Here is a 21,886-nt window from a genome sequence, read left to right as displayed (position 1 = left end):
AATAGCACCCTCGTTAACGCTGAAACTTTGACGAAATAACCCATGATCCGGTGCGACCCAGCGTTTTCGTGGGAGCTAAGCGTGAACGCGCACCAAGAGATTGGCCTAAGGCCACGCTTCGCGATGAAGCTAAGCTTCCGCTAAAAGCGATTAGCCCGAAGGGCTACGCTACGCGAACGAGTCCGGTTAATCACTTCGTCTTTAGGTAAATCGTTAATTATTAATCGTTAATTGACGAACAACTAAAAATGATAAGTAGTCAACCGGACATTATATTACCAACAATATTAAATCAATACGTCTTCTACCATAATTTCATTTAACGTTTTCAATAACTCCCGCTCATTGTAAGGCTTAGAAAAATAAGCAGATGCACCTAAAGTCATAGCTAGTTTGCGATGCTTAGAACCACTCCGGGAGGTGAGCATAATAATGGGTAAGGTCTTTAAGCTTGGCTCTCCTTTGACCCGAGTTAAAAAGCCGTAGCCATCCAGCCTGGGCATTTCGATGTCACAAATAATGGCTTTAACCTCTAATCCCCGAAGCAGTTTTTCTATCCCATCCTGACCATCTTTGGCGTGTTCTACAATATACCCAGCTTTTTCTAACCCCAATGCCAACATCCGGCGCACGTTAATCGAGTCGTCAATGATTAAGATGGTGTCTTTAGTACTTGGTTGTATCCCGATCGAGGGAGGTTGTTGCTCCACAAATCCCTTTGAGGTGGAGCCATATTGTGGGGATAAACTCTCTAGGTTACTGGTGCGCTGACAACTGATTATCCAGCGTACCATGGCATTGGCGTCTACCAGGGGAACCACTCGACCGTTGCCGAGAATGGTACAGCCGCTAAATCCATCAGGTAACCCTAGGGTTCCTTCTACTTGACGCACGGTAACTTCTCGCTCTCCCCAGGAGCGGTCTACACACAGGCCGATTAATTGCTCGGCTTGATTGATAATTAGAATAGTAGGTTCATTAATGTTCGGGGTTTCTTCTAGGGTGGTGACCCGACGGCGACAGTAAAATTTCAGCCACTTTTTCAGGCGAATCAGGGACACCATTTTCCCTTGCCAGTTGATAACTTCGTTGGCTAGGGTAGTTAATATTTGCTGGGATTTCAGCATCAGCATTTCTTGAATCACATCGATGGGAAATGCCAAAAGCATGCCGTTACTTTCCACTAGCAGGATGCGTGCTACCGATAGGGTAAAGGGGACGGTGAGGGTAAAAGTCGTTCCCCAGCCGGGTTGGGTATCGACTCGGATATCCCCCCGGATTTGCTTGAGGTTGTTGCGCACTACATCCATCCCTACACCACGACCAGATAGGTCGGTAACTTGATCAGCTGTACTAAATCCGGGTTCAAAAATCAGGGACAGCAATTCCTGGTCACTGGCGCTGGCGAGCAGCTCCTGGTCTAATCCCATTTCCTCTGCTCTGGCTCGGATTTTAGTTAAATTAATGCCTTTGCCATCATCACGGAGGGTAAGCTGGGTCTGGTTCCCCCTGTGGGTGGCTTTGATTTCAATAGTTCCCTTTGGCGGTTTCCCCATAGCCTGACGGGTGCTAGGGTCTTCAATGCCATGGTCGAAGGCATTGCGCAATAAATGCATTAGGGGGTCACTCAGGGTTTCCAGGATGGTGCGGTCAATCAGGGTACCTTTCCCCACTACCTTCAGTTCTACTTGTTTACCATGCTCGACAGACAAGTCCCGCAAAGCTCGGGAAAATCGCCCCACTAAATCAGATAACGGACGCATCCGAACCTGAGTCAGATTGGTTTGCAGCTGCTTGGCAGTTTTGTTTAATTCATGGGCAATGCTATCAGTATCGTCTAGGGTCAATTCCAAGTCGCTGGTGACTTCTTCGATTTGAACAATGGTTTCCATCACCTCCCTTGATAGCAGGTGCAAGTCGCTGTAGGAATCCATCTCTAAGGCATCAAAGCCTTGAACAGTAATAGCTAGGGAAGCAGGGGAAGCAGAGGAAGCGTCAGAAGCGGCGGGAGAAGATACGGAAGATGGCAGGACAAGTCCCTCGGATTTGCTGGTTTCCCCATCCCCCTGTCTTGCTGCCATGCCTCTTGGGGTGGCAATCTGGTCATAAGATGTGCGGAGCTTGTGATTGGAAGCTTCGAGAATCTTGACCCGGCGGCTAAGGTTGTCTACTAGGGTGCGCAGTCGTCCCAGTTGCAGCGAAAGACCATTGCGCTCGATAGTCAGTTCTCCAAACAAGTCATTGAGTCGATCCAACTTTCGCACAGGAATGCGCACAGTATTTTCCTGGTGTGGGTCTTTTGAGGAGTCTTCCTGATTTTTCTCTCTCAGGAAGATCGGTTCAGGGGAAGGGGGGGAAGACAAGGGAGGGGGAGAAGACAAGGCAGAGGGGGAAGAGAAGGCAGAGGGGGAAGAGATGTTGAGATTGCTATCCACCCATTGAAATACCTTTACTTCCCCTTGGTCTTGCTGGTCTTGCTGGTCTTGCTGGTCTTGCTGGTCTTGCTGGTCTTGCTGGTTTTGCTGGTCTTGCTGGTCTTGCTGGTCTTGCTGGTATGCCTCATCCCCTTGTCCGACTAGTTCTGGCTGATCGGTTTCCAATTCCCCAACTAATATAGCTTCCTCTGCCACCCCTGGGTCTGTAGCTCCTCCTTGATTCTCCTGAAACTCCCTAGCTTCGAGGCGGCAGGGTAAATGAGTCAGTTGACCAACCAGTACCAACGCCTGGGATTGCCGCCACACCATTAGAGCTTGTTGGGCGATCGCTTCCACTTGGTCTGGGGCAGCTTCTAGCTGGTGATTGATGTCTTCGCACAACTGGCTAAAAGCCTCAAGCTGCAGCATTTCTCCTAACCCGCCTAATTCTTGAGCCATGATGGACACTTCTTCAAGCAAGCAGGGTCTTTCGGGGTCTGCTAATACCCCTTCTAGGCGAGCTAGACACCCTTCCACTTCTGTTTCAAACAGCATGGCAGTCACATTAGTGCCATCCTCTGCTCCTAACATAGTAGTTGCATCATCTGCGACCGGATCCCCTAGAATCTCGTGCAGTTGATCAAATACTGGGTTAGCTATGGTTTCTAGCCACTGGGAGTCTACCCGATTGCCCTGGCGGTTGATCTCGAGTACCTGGCGCAGACAGTCTACCCCCTGTAGGAGTAGACTTTCGAGTTGGTTTTCAATTGCGATCGCATTTTTCTTAGCCTTGAGAACTTTAAATGAATCCTCTAAGCGGTGAGTTAGGTGACTCAAGGTGCCATATCCCATCATCCCAGCTCCCCCTTTGACAGAATGAACCGCTCGCAGAATCCCATCCATTTTCTGATTATCAATGGCAGCGCTGGCTAAACCCAGCAGCACCGATTCAATGGTATCTAAGTATTCCTTTGCCTCTTCGAGAAACTGTAGCTGAATTTCCAGTTCTTTGTCCTGTGACATGTGTAGTGGTTAGTGGTTAGGGTTAGTAGTTAGTGCTTAGTGGTCATTAGTCATGATTGTGATCAACTTTAAACTTGCCAACCGATGTTTGTAATTCTTCAGCAATACTTACAGTGTCTTGGAGGGAGTGGGAGATATGTTCTGTTGACTGGTAGGTGCGTTCTGAGATTTGGGCAATGTCTTTCATTAAGTTTGTCACAGCGCTTGAGGTTTCCGCTTGGGAAACGGTGGCTTGGGATATGGATTGAATGAATTGGTCGATTTGGGTGGAGACGTTGAGGATTTGACCAAAACTGTCTTTGGCTTCTTGAACTAGATAGGTGCCTTCGACCACTTGGGTAGTTCCCAGTTCCATGGCTTCTACCACTTCGGAGGTGCCTTGTTGGATGTTGTCTACAATTTGTTCAATTTCTTTAGTGGCCGTGGCAGCGCGAGCAGCGAGTTCCCCAACTTCTTCGGCAACCACTGCAAATCCTTGCCCCTCTTCCCCAGCCCGTGCGGCTTCTATGCCAGCGTTGATCGATAATAGGTTAGTTTGCAGGGCAATTTGGTTAATAAATGCCACCACTTGGGAAATTTGCTGGGAGGATTCCCCAAGGCGCTTGACTTTTTTGGCAGTTTCTGCTATTGTGTCTCTCAAAATTAGAATACTGGCAACAGAGCGCTCAATAGCGTGGGTGCCGCTTTGGGCGGTGTTGGCAGCGGTATGAGCCACGGCAGCGGCTTGGCGGGCGTTAGAAGCTACCTCTTGAATAGAACGACTCATTTGAGCCACAGAATCTAGGGTGTTGGTGATTTCCTGGGTTTGTTGGAGAGCGGCTTCAGACAGTTGATGAATAGCTCCAGCATTGTCCCCAACGGACTGGTTTACCTCAGTGGCAGCAGTTTTGACTTGGGTAACAATCCTTCGTAGACTTTCGATGACGGCATTGAAGAAGTCAGCCACAGTGCCAATTTCCCCACTGAGGATCTCAGCCCTTACCGTGAGGTCACCTTGGGCAGCTCCTTCCACTTTATTGACCAGTTCTAACAGTTGCAACTGTAGGGCTTCCCGTTGTTGCTGTTGCTCCTGGGAAACTACTTCCGCAGCAATGCGGGCTTGTTTGAGCTGCTCTACTAGCTTGGCTTGCTCAAGGGCAAAGCCCAATTGAATGGCCATCTGCCTGAAAAAGTTGATGTCTGATTCTTCCCAATGCCGGGTACCGGAACACTGATGGGCGACCAACAGTCCCAGTAATTTGTCCTCTGCTAAGATGGGGGCGACTAGGTGAGCTTTGACTTTAAACGGTTCAAGTTGACCCAAATAACAATCACTCAAGCCGGCCTGGTAAATGTTATCCAAGGCACTAACTCTACCATGCTGATACTTTTCCACATATTGGTGGGCAAAGCAGGGGTCAGCAATTTCTGCTCCTAGGGATTTCGGCCAGCCATGACCCACGGATTCGGCGACAATGGTTCCTTGGGCTATTTCGTCAAACAGATAGACTAGAACTCGGTCGGTTTTCAGAGCTTCTCGGATGCCACTGGTGGCTGACTGGTAGATTTCCTCGACTGTGAAGGATTGCCGGATACGGGAGGTAATCTCAATGACTTGCCCAGCTCGATCGGCTTCAGCGGTTTTCACTGTGGCGAGAGTGGCACCGCTTAAAGCTAGTCCTAAGTGGGTGGCTAATTCCTGTAGAAAGTCAATCTCATCGGTGCGCCATACCCGAGTCCTAGAACACTGATGAGCTACCAATAAGCCAATTAGATTATCGACCCCCACAATCGGGACAACCAGATTTGCCTTCACTTGCAGTCGGTTCAACAACTGCATATGGCCCGAGGAATATTTCTCTGCTTGGACATCACTGGTGGGCACAACCCTGCCCTTGCGGTAGGCTTCCAGCAATTTTCTGGGAATACAAGCATCGGTGATTTCGTTGGCGATCGCTTTTGGCCAAGGGGAGTCTACCGCTTCAGCCACAATGGTTCCCCGATAGCCTGGGTCAAAATAATAGATCACCACCCGCTCAGCAGCTAACTTTTCCTTAGCAGCATTAACCACTAAATCAAAGGCATGGGCTTTTTCATCAGGTTTGGCAGCATGGGTGACAACATCAGCAAATAACTGGGCCTTGTTTAGGGAAGCTTGTTGGTTAGCAACTAGGGTCTGTAGCTGAGATGCCATGCGGTTGATATTTGACCCAAGTACCCCTAGCTCATCAGTTCCCACTAGCTCCAAACGGGTATCCAGTTCCCCTTCGCCGAGGGCTTTCACTGCGTTGGTAGCTGCTAACAGGGGACTGGTCAAACGGTTAGCGAGATAGACAGCTACTGCAGCAACTAATAAGGTGGTCAGGGAGGTTCCGAGGGTCAGGGTCAGGAGTAATTGCCGTTGGGGCAGAAATGCGATCGCATCTGGGGTGGCCATGACTGCTACCCAGGGCAGGTCAGGTAAGTCGTTGATTTTACGAAAGGGGGTATAGGCTAGCAGATCCTGATGCTTTTTGACCTGATCAGATGTGACTAGAGTATTTGGTTTATCAGCAGTTAGCAGTTCTTTGGCGTCCGGGAATACCTTGGTTAGGGGCTGATTAACGATCTTGCTTTGGTTGGAGAGAAAAATTTTACCGTTGGTGGTATTGATTAAGTAAAGTTCTTCGCGATCGCTGCCCATCAGGTTGATCGAATCTTGAAGGTATTGGATGGGCATCCGGGATTGGATAACTGCGACCAGCTTTTGTGTATTTTCGTCAAGTACCGGTGCAGCTAAGTAAAGGGATAACTGACCAGACGCATCCGAGTGTATCGGTTGACTAATCGCCGGTTGTTTGGTCTTGATCACCTGCTCAAAATAAGACCGGGAGCTGGGATTATCTACCGGAGTCTGATTAGATTTGGCAATCACTTTGCCTGTTAAGTCGAAAACAGCTATACTGTCGTAGACTTGGTAAATGTCTTCGTAGCGGTTTAATAATAGGGATTGTCTTTCCGAAAGGGAGCTGGTCTGCTGTTGACTGGAATTAGTAAAAACTGGGAGCGTAGCTAGAACTCGAATATCGGCATAGCGGTCTTGTATGAAGCCCTTGAGGTTGTCTTCTAGGCTAACTACCCTAGCAATGTTATTTTGGGAAATTTCTTGGGTAATAGATTGCTTAGCTAAGTTATAGGCAATAGAGCCAATCAGCAGCACAGGAATAGTGCCTAGGGTGATGAATAATGATGTTACTTTAGTTTTTAAGCTGAGTTTAAGACCCCCAGAGCGTTTGGAACTGCTAGGTGGTTCAGAGGAGCCTATAGGCTCAGCCCCATCCTGAGCCGAGTTTTGGCTTGGTTCTGTGCTAGTCAAATTTCTAACTGAGTCCAATTCAGCATGGTGACGATACCTATCTTTGGTTACACCCTGAGTAGTTAAATCCTTATTAATTTCATTATATATTGATTTATCAAATTCTTTCACCATAAAAAAGCACCATTACCTGGCTACTAACTTAGTTTTTATAAAAGCATTTATAAATCTATTATCTAAAAAAACAGTATCGTTTAAGGATAGTATTAAATTAACAATCAATAATTACCAGCTGCCCTTGAGTTTAAGTTAATTACCGTTAAATTAGGTGTTGTGTAAAAGGGATGAAGCCATAATTGCCAAACCATCTAGTACTAACAAAATTTCTTGCTCTTGCAAAGCGCATCCCCGTAAGTAGGGAACCAAACCCGATGACACTTGTCCCAGTGGAGATTGAATACAATCGGGTGTTAGTCGCAACACCCCTTCAATGCTTTGGACTGCAACCCCTAAAGACGCTGACTGATTACGGAGCGTCACTATGTTGTACTGTTGAACATTGGTTTCTACGGTCGGTAAACCTAGCATTTGAGCTAGATCAATTACCCACAACACACGAGAACGCCGATTCATCAACCCCTGTACGTACAGAGGCATATTTGGCATGGGGGTCAGACGCTCTTGGGGCAAGACTAGAACTTCCTGGGCTTGATTCATAGATATAACCGCAGGGGTTTGTTCATTTAACAAAAATTTAAGATAAGCATCCCCGATATTATTGTGTTGTTCAGATGCTTTGGTTATACTAGCTAACTGAGACCAGGTCTGGGGGATATTGGCTAGTGCTGACGTGTTCATTAATTCACAAGTTAACCGATGTGAGGAAACCAATAATTGCTGAGTTTATAATTGGTGAGTGTATAAAAGTATTGCTTAGGTAAACTATAACCAATAAAATAATCTATAATAATAACCTATAGAGGGATATGTATTTATAATACAACCCTAAATGTCTTAATAAATTAACACCGAATTCAGCTTTTTATCCTTCATAGATATAAGGGATATAGCTCCCCAATGATTATTTGAGATGTTTAAACACTATCTTAAGGAGATCGGATTGGTTAAACGGTTTAGTCAAGTAACCAGATGCTCCAACAAGTTTAGCCTTAGCTCGGTCTAGGAAACCAGTATTGCCAGTTACCATAATAATTGGGGTATGTTTAAAAAGTGAATGCTTTCGTAACAGAGAACATAGCTCATAACCATCTAAGTTTGGCATGGCAACATCGAGTAAAATTAGGTCAGGCTTAATGCGGATAACTTGCATTAATGCCCTAACTGGGTCATTAATCATGACAACAGAGAAACTTTTATCTTCCAAGAAGGAGTTAATGGCATTTAAAACACTTGTACTATCATCAATGCAAGCAATCTTGTAAGTTTTACTGGTAGACGTTGGTTGTTGATTAACCGAGGTATGATGCTGAAATCTCTGCTCTAATGGAGCCGAGTTATTTAGAGAGGATTCGTGAATTGAGTTCAATGGTGTAGAATTTCCGATTGGGACTACAGAATGAGAGCTATAGGGATTATTCACTGGCTTTGATTGAGAAGAGGCCTGATTTTGTAACTGTTCGTAACAGTGTTCAACAATTGTGCGAAGGTCAAGCCTACAAAATTTAGGCAAATCCTCAGATGGGTTAGTCTCAAGTAATTGGTAGGTTCCTTCTTTCTCTGACAGCAGAGAACCTATTACCTCTTCAGCCAATTCTTCGATTAGACTTGCTGCCTGAACGGAATTCAGATAATGTTGATTGACCAACCAACAAATTGCTTGGTAATCTGAAGGATAACTTGAAGTACTGTTTAAGTTGGCTTCAAAGAGCAGACGAACCTGAACCCGAACGGCACTAACAAGGGTAGTAATTCTACGACTTAGACGAGATAAGTAATGGTCTAGGCGATCAAAGGGGTTGATGGAGTTTGAGGCATAGATTAATTTACCATTTTCTAGATAGATTGACCAAGAAACTGAACCACTAGATACTTGTAAACATCCATTGGCATGACGACTGGATAATTGAGCCAATAAGGAAAGGGGGTTTAGTTTTTTATCATGCCTGTAGCTATTGATGTAGGTGGAGTTCATTTTTATCTAATCCGCTGTAAATCAATTGATGAAAAAAATCAATACTAATGATTGATTTCCTTGGCGTAATAGTTAGCTACATCCTAGCTAGGGTAGATTCCGTAAAGTTTTATTGAAGTGAAATTATTTTTTTAACTAAAAATCGATTTTCCAAACAAATAACAGCCATACCCTAACTAAAACTGTACAATAGGTTATGTGACTAGTAAAGATTACCTAATCAACTTAGGTAGTAGCTGCTTCCCTGAATTTGATATCTCAGAAATGAATGGGAGCTGAGATTCAAAAATTAAACGGTTTTAAGTTATTTGAAAAAAAATGAGGGGTGGATTCTCATTTGCATTGCACCATGACATCCAAGAGTGAAGGGTAACTATAGTCAGCTTGCATACACCCTCTAGGGACAGAAAAACTTTCCCAATACTAGATTAACCAAAAATTCACTCGTTGTCAATTATCATAACAAGATTGTGTATCATCTGTGTAAAGCTTACATAAATAGTTTTTACAATGGATGAAGTTAGTGTAATTACTGAGTGATTATTTAGTGGCTGGTAGAGAATATTACCAAACAATAGGTCATGGTAAAAGTCTCGTAATTTATCCTGATAGTCGGCAGTACTACCGTAATCAATAAGAAGCTTAGCTAAAATGCCTTGACGATTTGGCTAATGAAATTAACGACAAGTTAGTTAATATAACCAAAATTGCACTTGTCAATAGCATTATTTTAAAGTTATAATCGATGGAGCTCGAATAAAGTGTTACACACTTAATTTGAAAACTGAAGTCGGACTTGCCTACGGCAAGTCGAAGAAAGCGTCTACGTTTATATAGCCCCTATATAATCCTACTATGCACGGGTTTGGGAGGCTAGTGCAAGATATATATTAGTATACTAATATAGTAATTACTTTGTGTGATTGCCAGCAAAGACTTGCTTTCCATCAACAGGGTGATTTGGTCAAGACGTTTCCCGCTCTACAGGGAGACGCCAAAAAATAGTTAGCTTAGACAAGAGGTTACTGCTGCAGTCTATCCTAGGAGTAATTGTCCCCCACTCTAGGAATAACGTTAGGAATAAACTTATCTCGATGCTAGCTACCGTTAACAATTAACAATCAGCGCTAGTAATCTCCTATAGTGAGCAAACGACACTGGTGATTATTGCTAATTTGTAAAAGTTATGAAGTAGGTGCAGGTTATTAAACTCAACAAGAGTTGGGGGCATCATACAGTCAAAGACTTACTGGACATGGGTTTTAGCGCCATGGCTTACTGGACATGGGTTTTATATCCATAACTATTTTTACTTGTTTTACTTGATCTACCTGCACCTAATGATTTTGAGGTATTGGTCAGTTTGTCAGGATAATAATTTTATGGCCAAAGCATGATCGCCTTTGACCTGCTCAACTAAATTTCAGCTGTTTATAACTACCGCTGCGAAAACTAAATCCGAAAACTCATACTATGAAACTGATAACACTATTCTGTACCCTAGTTATTCTTACCATAAGTTGGCTTTATTCACTGATGCTACCTATTGTAGCCGGAGTTTTGGAAGCTTGGCTAATCTTTAGCCTGTTTCCAGATATAACACTTCCGATTTTGGTAGCAACATTCCCGTTCCTTTACGTTGTCTGGTTGTTTCTATTTATTAGTATAAGTTCCCTAGATATAGCTCTACTATTTTCGTTTTTTGAAAAACCTAAAACCATACAATTAAATCATAAAATTACTACTATTAAAGAGCTTATTTTACTGATAAAATACTTACCGACAATGATCGCTTATAGGCGAAAGTTATTAATCGATACATTACCATTTATAAATTATGTCAAGCTTCCCCCAATCACGTTGTTATGGATAAGAAATCTGGTGATGCGCTCTTATGCTCCTAAGATACATATCGGCGAAAAAAGCATAGTCGTGCCATGGTTAGAGGATCCAGATTTGACATACATAGGTGATCAGGTCGTGATTGGTAGTGAATGCAGTATCGTCGCTCATGCTCTTAACATATCTAACGGACAACTGAAATATACATCAGAGCCGATTGTTATTGGAAACTACAGTACCATCGGTGGAAATAGCCGAATTGGAATAGGGGTCAAAATTGACGAGGGAGGTATTGTAGAAGCAGGAAGCAATGTGCTGCCATACACGCGCATTGGACGTGGGGAAGTCTGGGGTGGCAATCCGGCAGTTTTGATCCGAAAACGACATGAATATTCGGATAGTCCAGAAGTACAGTCTTCAGTTCAGCAGATAAATCAATCTGAATTAAATGCCATAATTGCTAATGCTATTCATTTGCCCCCAGAAGAAATCACGGATGAGCTAGATAGCTATAACTGTATGGCATGGGACTCCCTAGCCAAAATGGCAATTGCTGCTTCATTGTACGATCGTTTTGCAATTCGCGTTCCCCCCAGGGAAATCTTCAAACTGGATTCCCGAAAATCCATTGAGGAGCTAATTTTCGCCCATACCAATAATGACCTTCCAGATAGTTCGGTGGCTGAATCACCCCCTGATGGAAATACCAACGCAATACCTGCCAACCCAGAACTTCTTCCCCTTTATCCTCCAGAAACAGTAACTCAGGCTCTTGCCCGTCTTTCTCAAGAGGAAGTAGTGCAAGCGCAAGCCAAAAAAACCATTGTTGTCGCGGCGACTTTTACTGTACAACCTTTAGGTTCGACTTTGGAACTTTGGTGCCGAGCTTTCCAAATGCCATTTTCTGTAGAATTCGCTGAATTCAACCAATTGGAGCAAACTCTTCTTTCTCCCAATAGCGATTTTATTAATAACCAAAACGGGTTAAATGTGGTGCTTACTCGTCCAGAGGATTTGATCTCTGACGGAGATCCTGATGGAATGATTAGAGCTGGTCAACTACTGGAAGCAATCATTAGTTATGCCTCAAGGAAAAAAGGTCTGATTGTTTCAAATTTACCCCCAGTAGTTTCGCCATTTTTTCAAGGAAAAGACCTGCAGGTGGAGAAACTGCGCCTTTGGTGGCAGGAGCAACTAGAAAAAATAGAAGGTATCCATATCTTAGACTTCAAGAGCGTTGTTGAGGAAGTTGGACGACAGAATGCCAGTGATGCCTCATTGGAGGTGATAGCTCGCGCTCCCTATTCACAGACTGTGTATCAGAAACTCGGAATTGCAATTACACGTTTGGTTCGTAGCATATTCCTTCCGGCGAAAAAAGTTCTAGCACTTGACTGCGATAATACCTTATGGGGAGGTGTAGTCGGCGAAGATGGCATTGATGGTTTAGCATTGAGCAACGACTATCCGGGTCGTAGTTTTCGTCTTTTTCAGGAAATGGTTCTAGATTTGAAAAAAGGCGGTGTTTTGCTAGTGCTGGTGAGCAAAAATGAGGAAGCGGATGTCTGGAATGTATTTGAAAACCATCCTGAAATGATACTTCGCCGAGGAGATATTGCTGGTCATCGAATTAACTGGCAGAAGAAATCAGCTAATTTGCAGGAACTAGCTAAAGAATTAAACTTAGGCTTGGATTCTTTTGTGTTTATGGATGATTCACCGGTCGAGCGTCTTGAGGTGGAGACTAATACTCCAGAGGTAACCGTTGTTCCCATGCCAAAGGATCCGGCATATTATGCTGAAACTCTATCAAAGCTCTGGTGTTTTGATGCCCGTAGTCTTACTGCCGAAGATACGATCCGAACACAATTGATGGTTCAGGAGCAACAGCGTCGAGACTTTCAGCAAAGCGTAAGCAACCTTGAGAATTATCTAGAATCCTTAGAATTGGTTGCCGAAATTCGCTTGGCGGAGGAAAGAGATTTGCCACGGGTAGCACAACTGACCCAGAAAACCAATCAGTTTAACTTGTCTTTAATTCGCCGTTCTTTGCCCGAAATTCAAGAGATTCAAAAATCTTCATCTATTTTGGTACTGAGTCTTAAAGACCGCTTTGGTGATTATGGTTTGGTTGGTGTAGGGATTCTCAAACCGGAAAACGGATCTTTGCTTCTAGATACTTTTCTAATGAGTTGTCGTGCTCTAGGACGTGGAGTAGAAGAAGCATTTTTATACACAATGTTTGATTTTGCTACTCAGAAGGATTTGAAGAGGATTCTTGCTCCTTTCCATTCAGGTCCACGGAATGAGCAAGTAAAGACTTTTCTTTTGAACATGGGTTTTGAGCAAAAGCAATCAGACCTTCTAGAAGCTGAGGTGGCAAACTCTCCTAAGAAGCCTGGGCATGTAAAGATGCTGGTTAATGTCTTAGTCTGAATTATCCTTGCAGCTGTGAGCAGTAAAAATTGTTTCCAGTAGGTGATCACAATTCAGCCGTCGGAAGAACGCCCATGCTTCGGAAGCAATGCAGCGGAGTCTTGGGGAGGCAGTGCCTTCATGGAGGGGTCTCCCCCATGAGCGACTGCATCATCAAGACAGGTGCGGAAGGAAGTTCCCCACACAGACCCATGCGCCACTCGCTATTGCATCAAGACCATGTAAACAGCTAATGTTCTGCAAGATTGGTCAATAAAGCAAGTAGAGACGTTATAATAACGTCTCTACTTGAGCTTTTTTGCAAATTTTCCAAGTTGTCCAGTCTTGTCTGGATGTTCTCTAGGTCAATATACCGGTTTTCAGTTGGATCAGGTACACAGCAAATTTCTTCCCCTTCCTCCCCCTCTTGCCACTCTCCTTGTAGTAGCCCTGATCGAGATTTACCTAAGATAGCGGGGCAATCGCTATATCAATTGCTGATATCTGGTAAGGTAAGCGTTTCAAGTAGCGTGTTAACTGACAGCTGAGTGTTTCCGTTTATTGTTATTTGTTGATTGTTATTTATAGTCTATTGGTGATCTTGTCAAAATTGTACTCCTCATAAACAAATGAAAGGTCTTTCATAATCTGCTCTCTTGTTAAGTTAAATTCTTCAATATTTTTGACACGATGTTTGCGTTTATATTTTGTCTGTTGTTGCGCTTGTTTTTTTATAGAGTGTTGTAATTTATCGCTGGGAGTAATTCCGGTAAACATTACTATCTTATCAAAAGCTTTTTTTAAATCATAGCGTAATAAATTATAGGGCATAATCATGACGTTACTTTCTGGAATTTCTTGATTTTTTTGAAGCTGATAAAAATAGCGATAAAGTTCTACATTATAGCGATATCGCCTTTCCTCATATCGTTTAATTTTATCGGGTGGTATATTTTTTAGACCCCATTGGTTATCCAGAAAATTTCGATCCAGGGAAAGATGAGAAGGAATTGTTTCGTGAGGTGGACGAACTAAATAGATAAATTTGGCATCTGGAAATATTTCTAGCAATGTGTTAATGCGGTGAGTAGAAAAATGAATTTGCGCAATTACTTGTTTTTTCCCTGTGTAATAGATATGCCGCTTTAAACAACTTTCAAAAAATTTTACTGAACTTCGACGACGAGATGCTGGTTGCTGATCATGGAAGCGAAGCTCTGGATGCTCCTGATCATCAAAGGCTAAGGGTGTGGTTAAAAGGACAAACTGAGTATCGGCTTGGTGAAGGAATAATAGTTCTTCTTCTTCTACTCTATCAATAGAAATTCCATGTCCAATATCATCAGGTATCAGGGAGTTTAGATTGTGTTTGACTAAATAGTCAACCAGAGGCTTAGCTAAAATACGAGCTGTGAGTGATGGAACAAAAATATGCCAAGCTTTGAATGTAGTAAATTCTTCTGTTTGGGTTAATAAATGATGGAGGAAAGTAGTCCCACTCCGAGGGTGTCCAATGATAAATATCGGTTTCACCACTTTAATGTCACGATACTTATAAAAGAAAATCTCATCTAAAGCCAGGGTTAGTCTAACCAAAATAAAAGCTAAGGGTGGCAGAAATAACCATAAAAAAAACCAGTGGCTTATCCCAAAGGTTTTCCAACATGAAATAATAATTCGGTAATAAACCTTTAACATGTTTTAGATACCAGTTATTGATGATAAATACTTTTTAGTAATTAGAGACATATATAGCAGTTCTCAATTTGAGAACTGCTATAATGACTAATATGTGTGTCCGTCCAACAGACTTAGGGCTTTACTGCCACCTGTTGACCAGTGGCTGGTGTTCGTCGGAACTCAATGGGTTTGCGGGGAACTAAACCTGCCTTTTGTTGCCATTGAGCTATCTCAGAGAAAGACCAGTTACTACCAGCACTGGTCAAAGAGAAAAACAAATTCCCCAATGTACCCAGTTGTCCATCGTGTTTGGAAGGAAATATAGTTTTCTGAACGACGAGATGGCCTCCAGGTCGCAGAGCTTCAGCCAAACGCTGAAATAGCTCAATATTGGTTTTTTCATCAAAGTGGTGTATTAGGTTAGCCATAAAGATTAAGTCATAAGCATTGGTGCCTAGATCGTCTGTAAGAACATTGCCAGCTTTATAAACCACGCGATCGCCCATGCCTTCCTCGGCCAGGAGCGGTGCTGCATATTCAATGCCCTCAGGTAAATCGAGGATGACGGCTTTAAGGTCAGGGTAGCGGCGGCAGAGGGCTACTGACAAATAGCCGTGAGAGCCACCAACATCTAGCATTTTCTGAGCACCAGTTGGTACAGGTGTGCATTGGACTACTTCAGAAGCAGCTACGCTAGCGATTGAGCGCATACCCCGATGATAAAGTTGCCAGTGATGGGGGGACATTTTATCGTGAGATTTCAAAGGCTCTCCAGTGCGGATGAACTCTTCTAAGTGGGTGAGCCATTCCCACGCCAAAACTCGGCTAATGGTGTAATCGTAAAGTGACGACTCATTCTCACTTAGTAGCCATTTACGGGCAACTGGAGCCAAGGTATAGCACTCCTTCTGCTTGGCAAGGTAATCTGTAGCAACAAGAGCATCTAAAAGCTGGGTTAAGGCATGCTTGTTGAGATTACACCGCCCAGCAATCTCTTCGGCTGAAAGTGAACTTGACCCTAGGGCTTCAAACACACCTAGCTGTGTTGCTGCTATAAGAGATCGGGCTAGAATCAGGCAGGCTTGAGTTTCGATCGCAGGTTGGGGTACTTGCCCCAAGGCAAGGGCACTCTTTTCGAGCAAGTTTTCAGGATTAATACCAACTCTCATCTAGAACTATTAGCTCCTTTAATAAATCCAATGACTGGAATAAAACGGGGTCGATTGGCAAAGACATCACCATAGTTGGTGTCTTCGCTTAAGGCTTGTTCTTCAGTTTGAATACGCCGACTCATTAATAGAGCATTGGCGATGCTGAAAACGATAGTGGTGAAATAAGCAGTATGGATCAGGGGTAAAGCGGCGATTTCCAGAATTACTCCTAGCCAATTGGGATGCTTTAGGTAAAGGTAAATTCCTGAGTTAACTACAGGCTTGCCTGGGAAGGTGATGATCGGAAGAGTCCAACGCTTTTTTAGCGATCGCATTGATAAATACCGCAAGCCTTGACCAGCTACAGTAAGCATCAGTGCTATTGCTGCCAATCCTGGCATAAAAGGGCGGTTGAGCCACCAAACCTCGTTAATCATCGCTGCAAACCAGCTCACCTGCAATACTTTCACTATCCAAAGAGAATTTGAGCCATATTCTCGTCCTCCATTAGTAAGCAAGTATGTTGCATTCTGTTTGCTGATACGAAGTTCAATCAGTCGCTGTAAAATCACCGCAACTACAACAAGCGTGAAGATAACCTTAGTAATCATGGAGCGCTTCCTACCATTGCAATAGCAGAATTTCTTGGGAGAAACCTGGTCCCATTGCGACCATCAAGCCATAACTACCTGGACTCGGCTGCTCTTGAGATAAGACTTCATTAAGCATATAGAGCACAGTGGATGAAGACATATTGCCAACTTTTTCTAAGGTGTCCCAGCTAAGCTGTACTGCTTCCTGAGTCAGTCCAAATTCCTCTTGTATAGTTTTAATTACCTTCGGTCCACCTGGATGCACAATCCAGCAAGAGATATCATCTGTTGATAAGTTATGCTTGTTCAGGAGTCGGTCAATCACCTCTCGCAGTCCTCCTTTGAGATGGTCAGACACTTCAGGTCTAAGAATATTCCTGAAGCCGGTATCGGCAATATCCATTCCCATCAAGTGAGTGGTATTGGGAAGCAAGATTGATCCAATATCAATTACCCGAGCTTGACCTGGCTTGGCTAAGGCATGCTCGCGACCTACCATTAAAACTGCTCCCATCCCATCAGCAAACAATGCAGCAGTAACGATAGAGCAAATGATTTCGCTGTAGAGAGAGGGGTCGTCTGGTAGTTTAGAAATCATTGTTTGCAATTCCATTTGCAAGGAACCCTGCCACAGAGCAGAGGACAGTTCACCAGCAAAGAAAATTGCAGCATCCTTGGGGTGTCCCTCTAGGTACTCTGTCACTCGCGCTATACCTGCTGCTCCACCCATGCAGCCATAGCCAAACATTGGTAGTCGTTTGATGTACCGTGAAAAAGGGATGCGATTCATTAACCGAGCTTCCAGGGAGGGAACCGAAATGGTTAGTGTAGAGGAAGCGATTAATGCGATCTCCTCGGGCTCGATGCCGGTTGAACTGAACAATGACCCCACAGTTTTTTCAAAGTTATCGAGAGCAAGGTTTATAGACCGCTCAGCAGTGACTCCGGGAGTCGGTGGGTCAAACAAGGAATCTAGGGAGTGGGTGAAATAACGGCCTTTGACATTGACATTGGTGAAAAAGCGGTCGATGGTATCTAGATCAAAATCTAGATTCATCGTGATGCAAAACTTTTTGACCGCTGTGGCTAGCACTTCTTGAGGATAGTAGTGCTCGGGAAACGTGAAGGCAGTAGCAGCAATAACAGGCATGGTAATTTTATTCTTAAATAGCTTGAAAGTTAGTCGGTTGAAAGTTAGTTGGTTGAAAGTTAGTCGGTTTTTCGAGTACCGTGGCCTTTTGGCCAAGGTTGAAAGATTTTGCTGCTTTGTGAAAATAGTGGTTAGTAATTATTAGTTAGTAGTTAGTGGTTAGCAGTTAGATTAGGAAGATTGTTATGCTTTGTTGTGAGCAATAGTATCTGGGTGGTATCCCACTCTCGATCCGGGAGTGGGATTTGACATCACCCCATCACCCCATCACCCCGACAGGTTGGCTAAGTTGGCTAGCGATCGCATCCAATAAAAGCTGGTCATGGCTCTTGAGGAAGAAGTGGTCGCCAGGAAACATTTGCAGGGTGAAGTCTTTCTGGGTCTGCTTGCGCCAAGCCTCAAGTTCCGAATCACTGACTTTGGGGTCGGATTTGCCACCAAACACTGTGATTGGGCAATCGAGGGGATCTGCGCTGGAGTAGAAGTAAGTTTCCAAAATCGCAAAGTCTGCTCGCAACACTGGGAGGAATAACTCCATCAGCTCAGGATTTTCTAATGTTTCCTGTGGTGTTCCATTTAAACGACCTAGTGACTGGATAAATTCATCATCAGGTAGTCGATGGATAGGTAGATTCAGATCCGGTAGCTGAGGAGCAGGGCTTGCAGAAACAAATAGGTGGACTGGGCTAGGTAAGTTCTGTTTGCGTAACTCACGGGCAAGCTCAAAGCTAATTAACGCTCCTAAACTGTGACCGAAAAAGGCAAAAGGAATGTCTAAGTAAGGATGCAAAACAGGTGTTAGGGCCTGAATCAGAGGTGAGAGGCGAGTAAATCGCTCTTCTTCGAGTCGGTTTTCTCGCCCAGGCAATTGAATTGAACAAACCTCAATCTCTGGTGGTAGCAATTCTAACCAAGAGCGGAAGATAGAAGCACCAGCTCCCGCATAGGGGAAGCAGAATAGACGTAGTTTTGCTTGGGGATTCGGCTTTGGACGGGTGACCCAAAGATTGGCTTGAGGTAGTACCTTCTCTGAAGAGGTCATTGTCCCTGAAGACTCATTAGTTGAATCCATCGAGTCTGTAGTTCTAGGTTTCTCTTGAGTTCCTTCATTAACAACCAGCAGGAAAACTTGGGTGATAAAATCCTCAATGCTTAAACTAATGAAGTATTCAAGAGGAACAACCACCTCCAGATCAGTCTCAATTTGATTCCTAAGCTCAACACCGACTATGGAGTCAAGTCCTAAGCTATGAAGGGGCTGCTGTAAGTCCAGTTGGCTGACACCAATTCCCATAACCCTCGCTAATAATTCTGTCAAGTAAGACTCCAACAGTCCCTGGCGTTCTTCTGGTTCTGCAGCCAGCAATTTAGCGCGGGTTAGACTTGGCTTGGCTTCCGGTGCGACACCATGATTAGGGGTGGATTTCCCATTAACTTCTGATGGCATGCTCAGGGTTACGGTTACCCCTGAACTCTCCTGTTCAGTTGAGTTAGGAACTACGTCCAACCAGTAACGCGATCGCTGCCAAGGATAAGAGGGCAACGCAACACACTGACCCCCAGATGGATAGCGTCGGCTCCAGTCTACTGGGTAGCCCTGGCTGTAGAGAGTACCCAAAGAACCCAACATCACTGCTCGTTCCGGTTGCTGTCGGCGTAGAGAAGGCAATACTGTTCCGTTCTTGTCCGAGTTCTTGAGACACTGGGAGATATTTATCCCTAGGACTGGGTGGGGGCTAATCTCTACAAATAGATTATGCTTGCTCTTGATAAGTTGATCAATGGCAGCGGCAAAACGCACTGGCTCTCTGATATTGCGTCCCCAGTAGGCAGCATCAAAATTTTCACCCTCATGAGCTAAACCTGTAACGGTTGAGATGATTGGAATAGATGCAGTTTGAGGTGTAATTCCTTGAAGCGATCGCACTAATTGATCTTGATACGGCTCCATCTGGGGACTGTGGAAAGCATAATTCACCCGCATCATCTTACAGAAAATTTGTCGCTGCTCAAGGGACTCAAGCACTTCTTCCAGGGCTGCTGCTTCACCTGATAGAACCAGTGAGGTAGGACTATTGATGGCAGCAATAGACAGACGACCGGCATACTTAGCTAAGAGTTCCTCTGCCTCAGCTACGGACAACTCCACAGCTGCCATTTTTCCAAGACCTGTTCCCTGCTGCATGAAGCGAGCGCGGTGGAAAACAACTTGGACTGCATCCTCCAAGCTGAGAGCTCCAGCAACATGAGCTGCTGCTACTTCTCCCACGCTATGGCCGATAATGGCCTTGGGTTCTATTCCCCAAGACCGCCACAAAGCAGCTAAAGCAACTTGCAAGGCAAAAATAGCTGGCTGAGCAATCTCAGTTTCTGCCAAGCGGGATGTTGACTCATTAGCAGTCAGTTCTTCCAGCAGTGACCAGTTGGCATAAGAACGTAGCAGCTGATCGCACTTCTCTATAGTGGAGAAAAAGACCGGTTCAGTAGATAATAATTCACGCCCCATCCCCCACCATTGCGGTCCTTGACCAGAAAAGACAAAAACTAGCTTAGGACGGCGGTTCCGTTGCTTACGACCCCAAGACAGACCGGAGTAAGTTTCTCCAGAGCAAAATGCTTCAAGGCCTTCCGTTAGTTCCTCACAGTTTTGAAATACCAGAGACAAACGGTGGTCATGATCAGAACGTCGCACACTAGCTGTATAACAAATGTCTGATAATGAGGCAGTGCTACCAGACGCTGCTGGTGCTAGGAATTCCTGATACTCCTGAGCTATAGCTCTGAGAGCTTCTGAACTGCGAGCAGATAGAGGAAGTAGATAAGGTGACGAGGAGATCCCAGGATAGACAGACTTCTTTTTCTTAAACTTCTCATCCCCTTGGAGAGCTTGCCCTAGAATTATATGGGCGTTAGTTCCGCCAAAACCAAAAGAACTCAATCCAGCCAAAGCTAGACCATCGGTTTCCGGCCAAGGGGTCAAGGTTTGCTGTACCTGAAGCAGAAGTTTGTCGAAGGGAATATAGGGATTCGGTGTTTGGAAATGCAGGCTCGCTGGTATCTTGCCATGATGTAACGATAGCGCTACCTTAATTAAACCAGCAATGCCAGCGGCAGATTCTAGATGACCGATATTGGTTTTAGCGGAACCGATAATGCAGGGGTTGTTCGGGGAACGGTCTTGACTCAACACAGCCCCTAGAGCTTCGGCCTCAATTGGGTCTCCTAGGGGAGTGCCTGTACCGTGAGCTTCGACATAGTTAATTTGAGCTGGTGCGACTCCAGCATTTGCCAAAGCTTGGCGGATAACTGCTTCTTGAGACGGACCATTGGGAGCGGTAAGTCCGTTGCTACGGCCATCTTGGTTAAGTGCTGAACCCTTGATCACAGCAATGATATTGTCATTGTCTCTAATCGCATCCTCTAGACGTTTGAGTATTACAATACCGCAGCCTTCTCCCCGGACATAACCGTTGGCTCTGGCATCAAAGGTCTTACAACGCCCATCCTTAGCCATCATTTGTGCCTGAGAGAAAATGATGGTCAACTCCGGAGACAGTAGCAGATTAACTCCACCTGCCAAGGCTAAATTAGACTCTCCACTCTGCAGACTTTGACAAGCAAGATGCACAGCCACCAATGAGGAGGAACAGGCTGTGTCAATTGCCATACTCGGTCCTCGAAAATTAAATAGATAGGAGAGGCGGTTAGCAGCAATACTTAAAGCATTGCCAGTCCCCATGTAGGCATTGATGACACTATACCCCCCTTGCTGAAAACGCTGGTGGTAATCGCTGGCAGAAATACCAACAAAAACACCTGTGTTACTGTGGGCTAGTTTTTCTAGCACCTGCCCAGCATTGTCCAGGGCTTCCCAAGCGACCTCTAGCAAAAGTCGCTGCTGGGGGTCGATATAAACTGTCTCTCTCGGAGTAATTCCAAAAAATTGGGGGTCAAATTGATCTACTTGTTCTAAAAAGCCACCCCACCGAGTACTCATTTTTCCTGGAGTACCAGGTTTAGGATCGTAGAACTCATCGATATCCCACCGATCAGCTGGTATCTCTGTAATGGCATCTACCCCGTTACATAGGAGCCGCCAATACTCCTCCGGGTTTCTGGCACCAGGAAAACGACAACCTAGACCAATAATTGCGATCGCTTCCATTTCTTAACCTTAATCTGAACTTTGGTC

11 protein-coding genes are annotated in these 21,886 nt (G+C 44.6%); 1 reads left to right on the top strand and 10 read right to left on the bottom strand.

The window, feature by feature from the left end:
- Positions 1-287: 287 nt before the first annotated feature.
- From BJP37_RS09535 to BJP37_RS09520, 4 genes are all read right to left on the bottom strand, one after another.
- On the bottom strand, positions 288-3,437 hold the full coding sequence (locus BJP37_RS09535) for a hybrid sensor histidine kinase/response regulator (protein WP_075898300.1): 3,150 nt from the start codon (positions 3,435-3,437) through the stop codon (positions 288-290).
- 46 nt (positions 3,438-3,483) lie between these two features.
- Positions 3,484-6,885 (bottom strand): GAF domain-containing protein, encoded by a 3,402-nt coding sequence (locus tag BJP37_RS09530; protein ID WP_075898298.1) that lies wholly within the window; start codon positions 6,883-6,885, stop codon positions 3,484-3,486.
- 150 nt (positions 6,886-7,035) lie between these two features.
- Positions 7,036-7,569, bottom strand: coding sequence for a chemotaxis protein CheW (locus tag BJP37_RS09525; RefSeq protein WP_075898296.1), 534 nt, complete (start codon positions 7,567-7,569; stop codon positions 7,036-7,038).
- A 223-nt stretch (positions 7,570-7,792) separates the two neighbouring features.
- Complete coding sequence (locus tag BJP37_RS09520; protein WP_075898294.1) at positions 7,793-8,863, bottom strand: response regulator; 1,071 nt, start codon at positions 8,861-8,863, stop codon at positions 7,793-7,795.
- 1,884 nt (positions 8,864-10,747) lie between these two features.
- Between BJP37_RS09520 and BJP37_RS09515 the strand changes: the two genes are divergently transcribed.
- Positions 10,748-13,141 carry an HAD-IIIC family phosphatase gene (locus BJP37_RS09515; RefSeq protein ID WP_229415561.1) on the top strand — a complete coding sequence of 798 codons (2,394 nt, stop codon included), beginning with the start codon at positions 10,748-10,750 and terminating at the stop codon, positions 13,139-13,141.
- Between the two features lie 53 nt (positions 13,142-13,194).
- Here BJP37_RS09515 and BJP37_RS38825 read toward each other — a convergent pair whose 3' ends face one another.
- From BJP37_RS38825 to BJP37_RS09490, 6 genes are all read right to left on the bottom strand, one after another.
- The gene (locus BJP37_RS38825) at positions 13,195-13,341 is read right to left on the bottom strand and encodes a hypothetical protein (protein WP_158069499.1); all 147 of its coding nucleotides are present in this window, start codon (positions 13,339-13,341) and stop codon (positions 13,195-13,197) included.
- A 361-nt stretch (positions 13,342-13,702) separates the two neighbouring features.
- A complete protein-coding gene (locus tag BJP37_RS09510) occupies positions 13,703-14,818 on the bottom strand; it encodes a sulfotransferase (protein WP_075898290.1) in 1,116 nt (371 codons plus the stop codon).
- 113 nt (positions 14,819-14,931) lie between these two features.
- On the bottom strand, positions 14,932-15,969 hold the full coding sequence (locus BJP37_RS09505; protein ID WP_075898288.1) for a class I SAM-dependent methyltransferase: 1,038 nt from the start codon (positions 15,967-15,969) through the stop codon (positions 14,932-14,934).
- Positions 15,966-16,562: an isoprenylcysteine carboxyl methyltransferase family protein gene (locus BJP37_RS09500; RefSeq protein ID WP_075898286.1), complete on the bottom strand. Its 597-nt coding sequence runs from the start codon at positions 16,560-16,562 to the stop codon at positions 15,966-15,968. Before BJP37_RS09500 ends, BJP37_RS09505 begins: the two co-directional genes overlap by 4 nt.
- 10 nt (positions 16,563-16,572) lie before the next feature.
- A complete protein-coding gene (locus tag BJP37_RS09495) occupies positions 16,573-17,790 on the bottom strand; it encodes a type III polyketide synthase (protein ID WP_214607750.1) in 1,218 nt (405 codons plus the stop codon).
- Positions 17,791-17,953: 163 nt separating this feature from the next.
- On the bottom strand, positions 17,954-21,859 hold the full coding sequence (locus BJP37_RS09490; protein ID WP_075898282.1) for a type I polyketide synthase: 3,906 nt from the start codon (positions 21,857-21,859) through the stop codon (positions 17,954-17,956).
- Positions 21,860-21,886 lie beyond the last annotated feature (27 nt).

It is taken from the genome of Moorena bouillonii PNG (genome assembly GCF_001942495.1).
In the GTDB taxonomy this organism is placed as follows: Bacteria; Cyanobacteriota; Cyanobacteriia; order Cyanobacteriales; family Coleofasciculaceae; genus Moorena; species Moorena bouillonii.
The sequence above is the reverse complement of the archived record's forward strand: the minus strand, read 5'-3'. Positions and strand labels throughout refer to the sequence as shown.

What these genes read in the sequence shown, in the direction of transcription:
- BJP37_RS09535 (WP_075898300.1), bottom strand. Translation starts at nt 3,437, where the DNA reads ATGTCACAGGACAAAGAACTGGAAATTCAGCTACAGTTTCTCGAAGAG.
- BJP37_RS09530 (WP_075898298.1), bottom strand. Translation starts at nt 6,885, where the DNA reads ATGGTGAAAGAATTTGATAAATCAATATATAATGAAATTAATAAGGAT.
- BJP37_RS09525 (WP_075898296.1), bottom strand. Translation starts at nt 7,569, where the DNA reads ATGAACACGTCAGCACTAGCCAATATCCCCCAGACCTGGTCTCAGTTA.
- BJP37_RS09520 (WP_075898294.1), bottom strand. Translation starts at nt 8,863, where the DNA reads ATGAACTCCACCTACATCAATAGCTACAGGCATGATAAAAAACTAAAC.
- BJP37_RS09515 (WP_229415561.1), top strand. Translation starts at nt 10,748, where the DNA reads ATGCGCTCTTATGCTCCTAAGATACATATCGGCGAAAAAAGCATAGTC.
- BJP37_RS09510 (WP_075898290.1), bottom strand. Translation starts at nt 14,818, where the DNA reads ATGTTAAAGGTTTATTACCGAATTATTATTTCATGTTGGAAAACCTTT.
- BJP37_RS09505 (WP_075898288.1), bottom strand. Translation starts at nt 15,969, where the DNA reads ATGAGAGTTGGTATTAATCCTGAAAACTTGCTCGAAAAGAGTGCCCTT.
- BJP37_RS09500 (WP_075898286.1), bottom strand. Translation starts at nt 16,562, where the DNA reads ATGATTACTAAGGTTATCTTCACGCTTGTTGTAGTTGCGGTGATTTTA.
- BJP37_RS09490 (WP_075898282.1), bottom strand. Translation starts at nt 21,859, where the DNA reads ATGGAAGCGATCGCAATTATTGGTCTAGGTTGTCGTTTTCCTGGTGCC.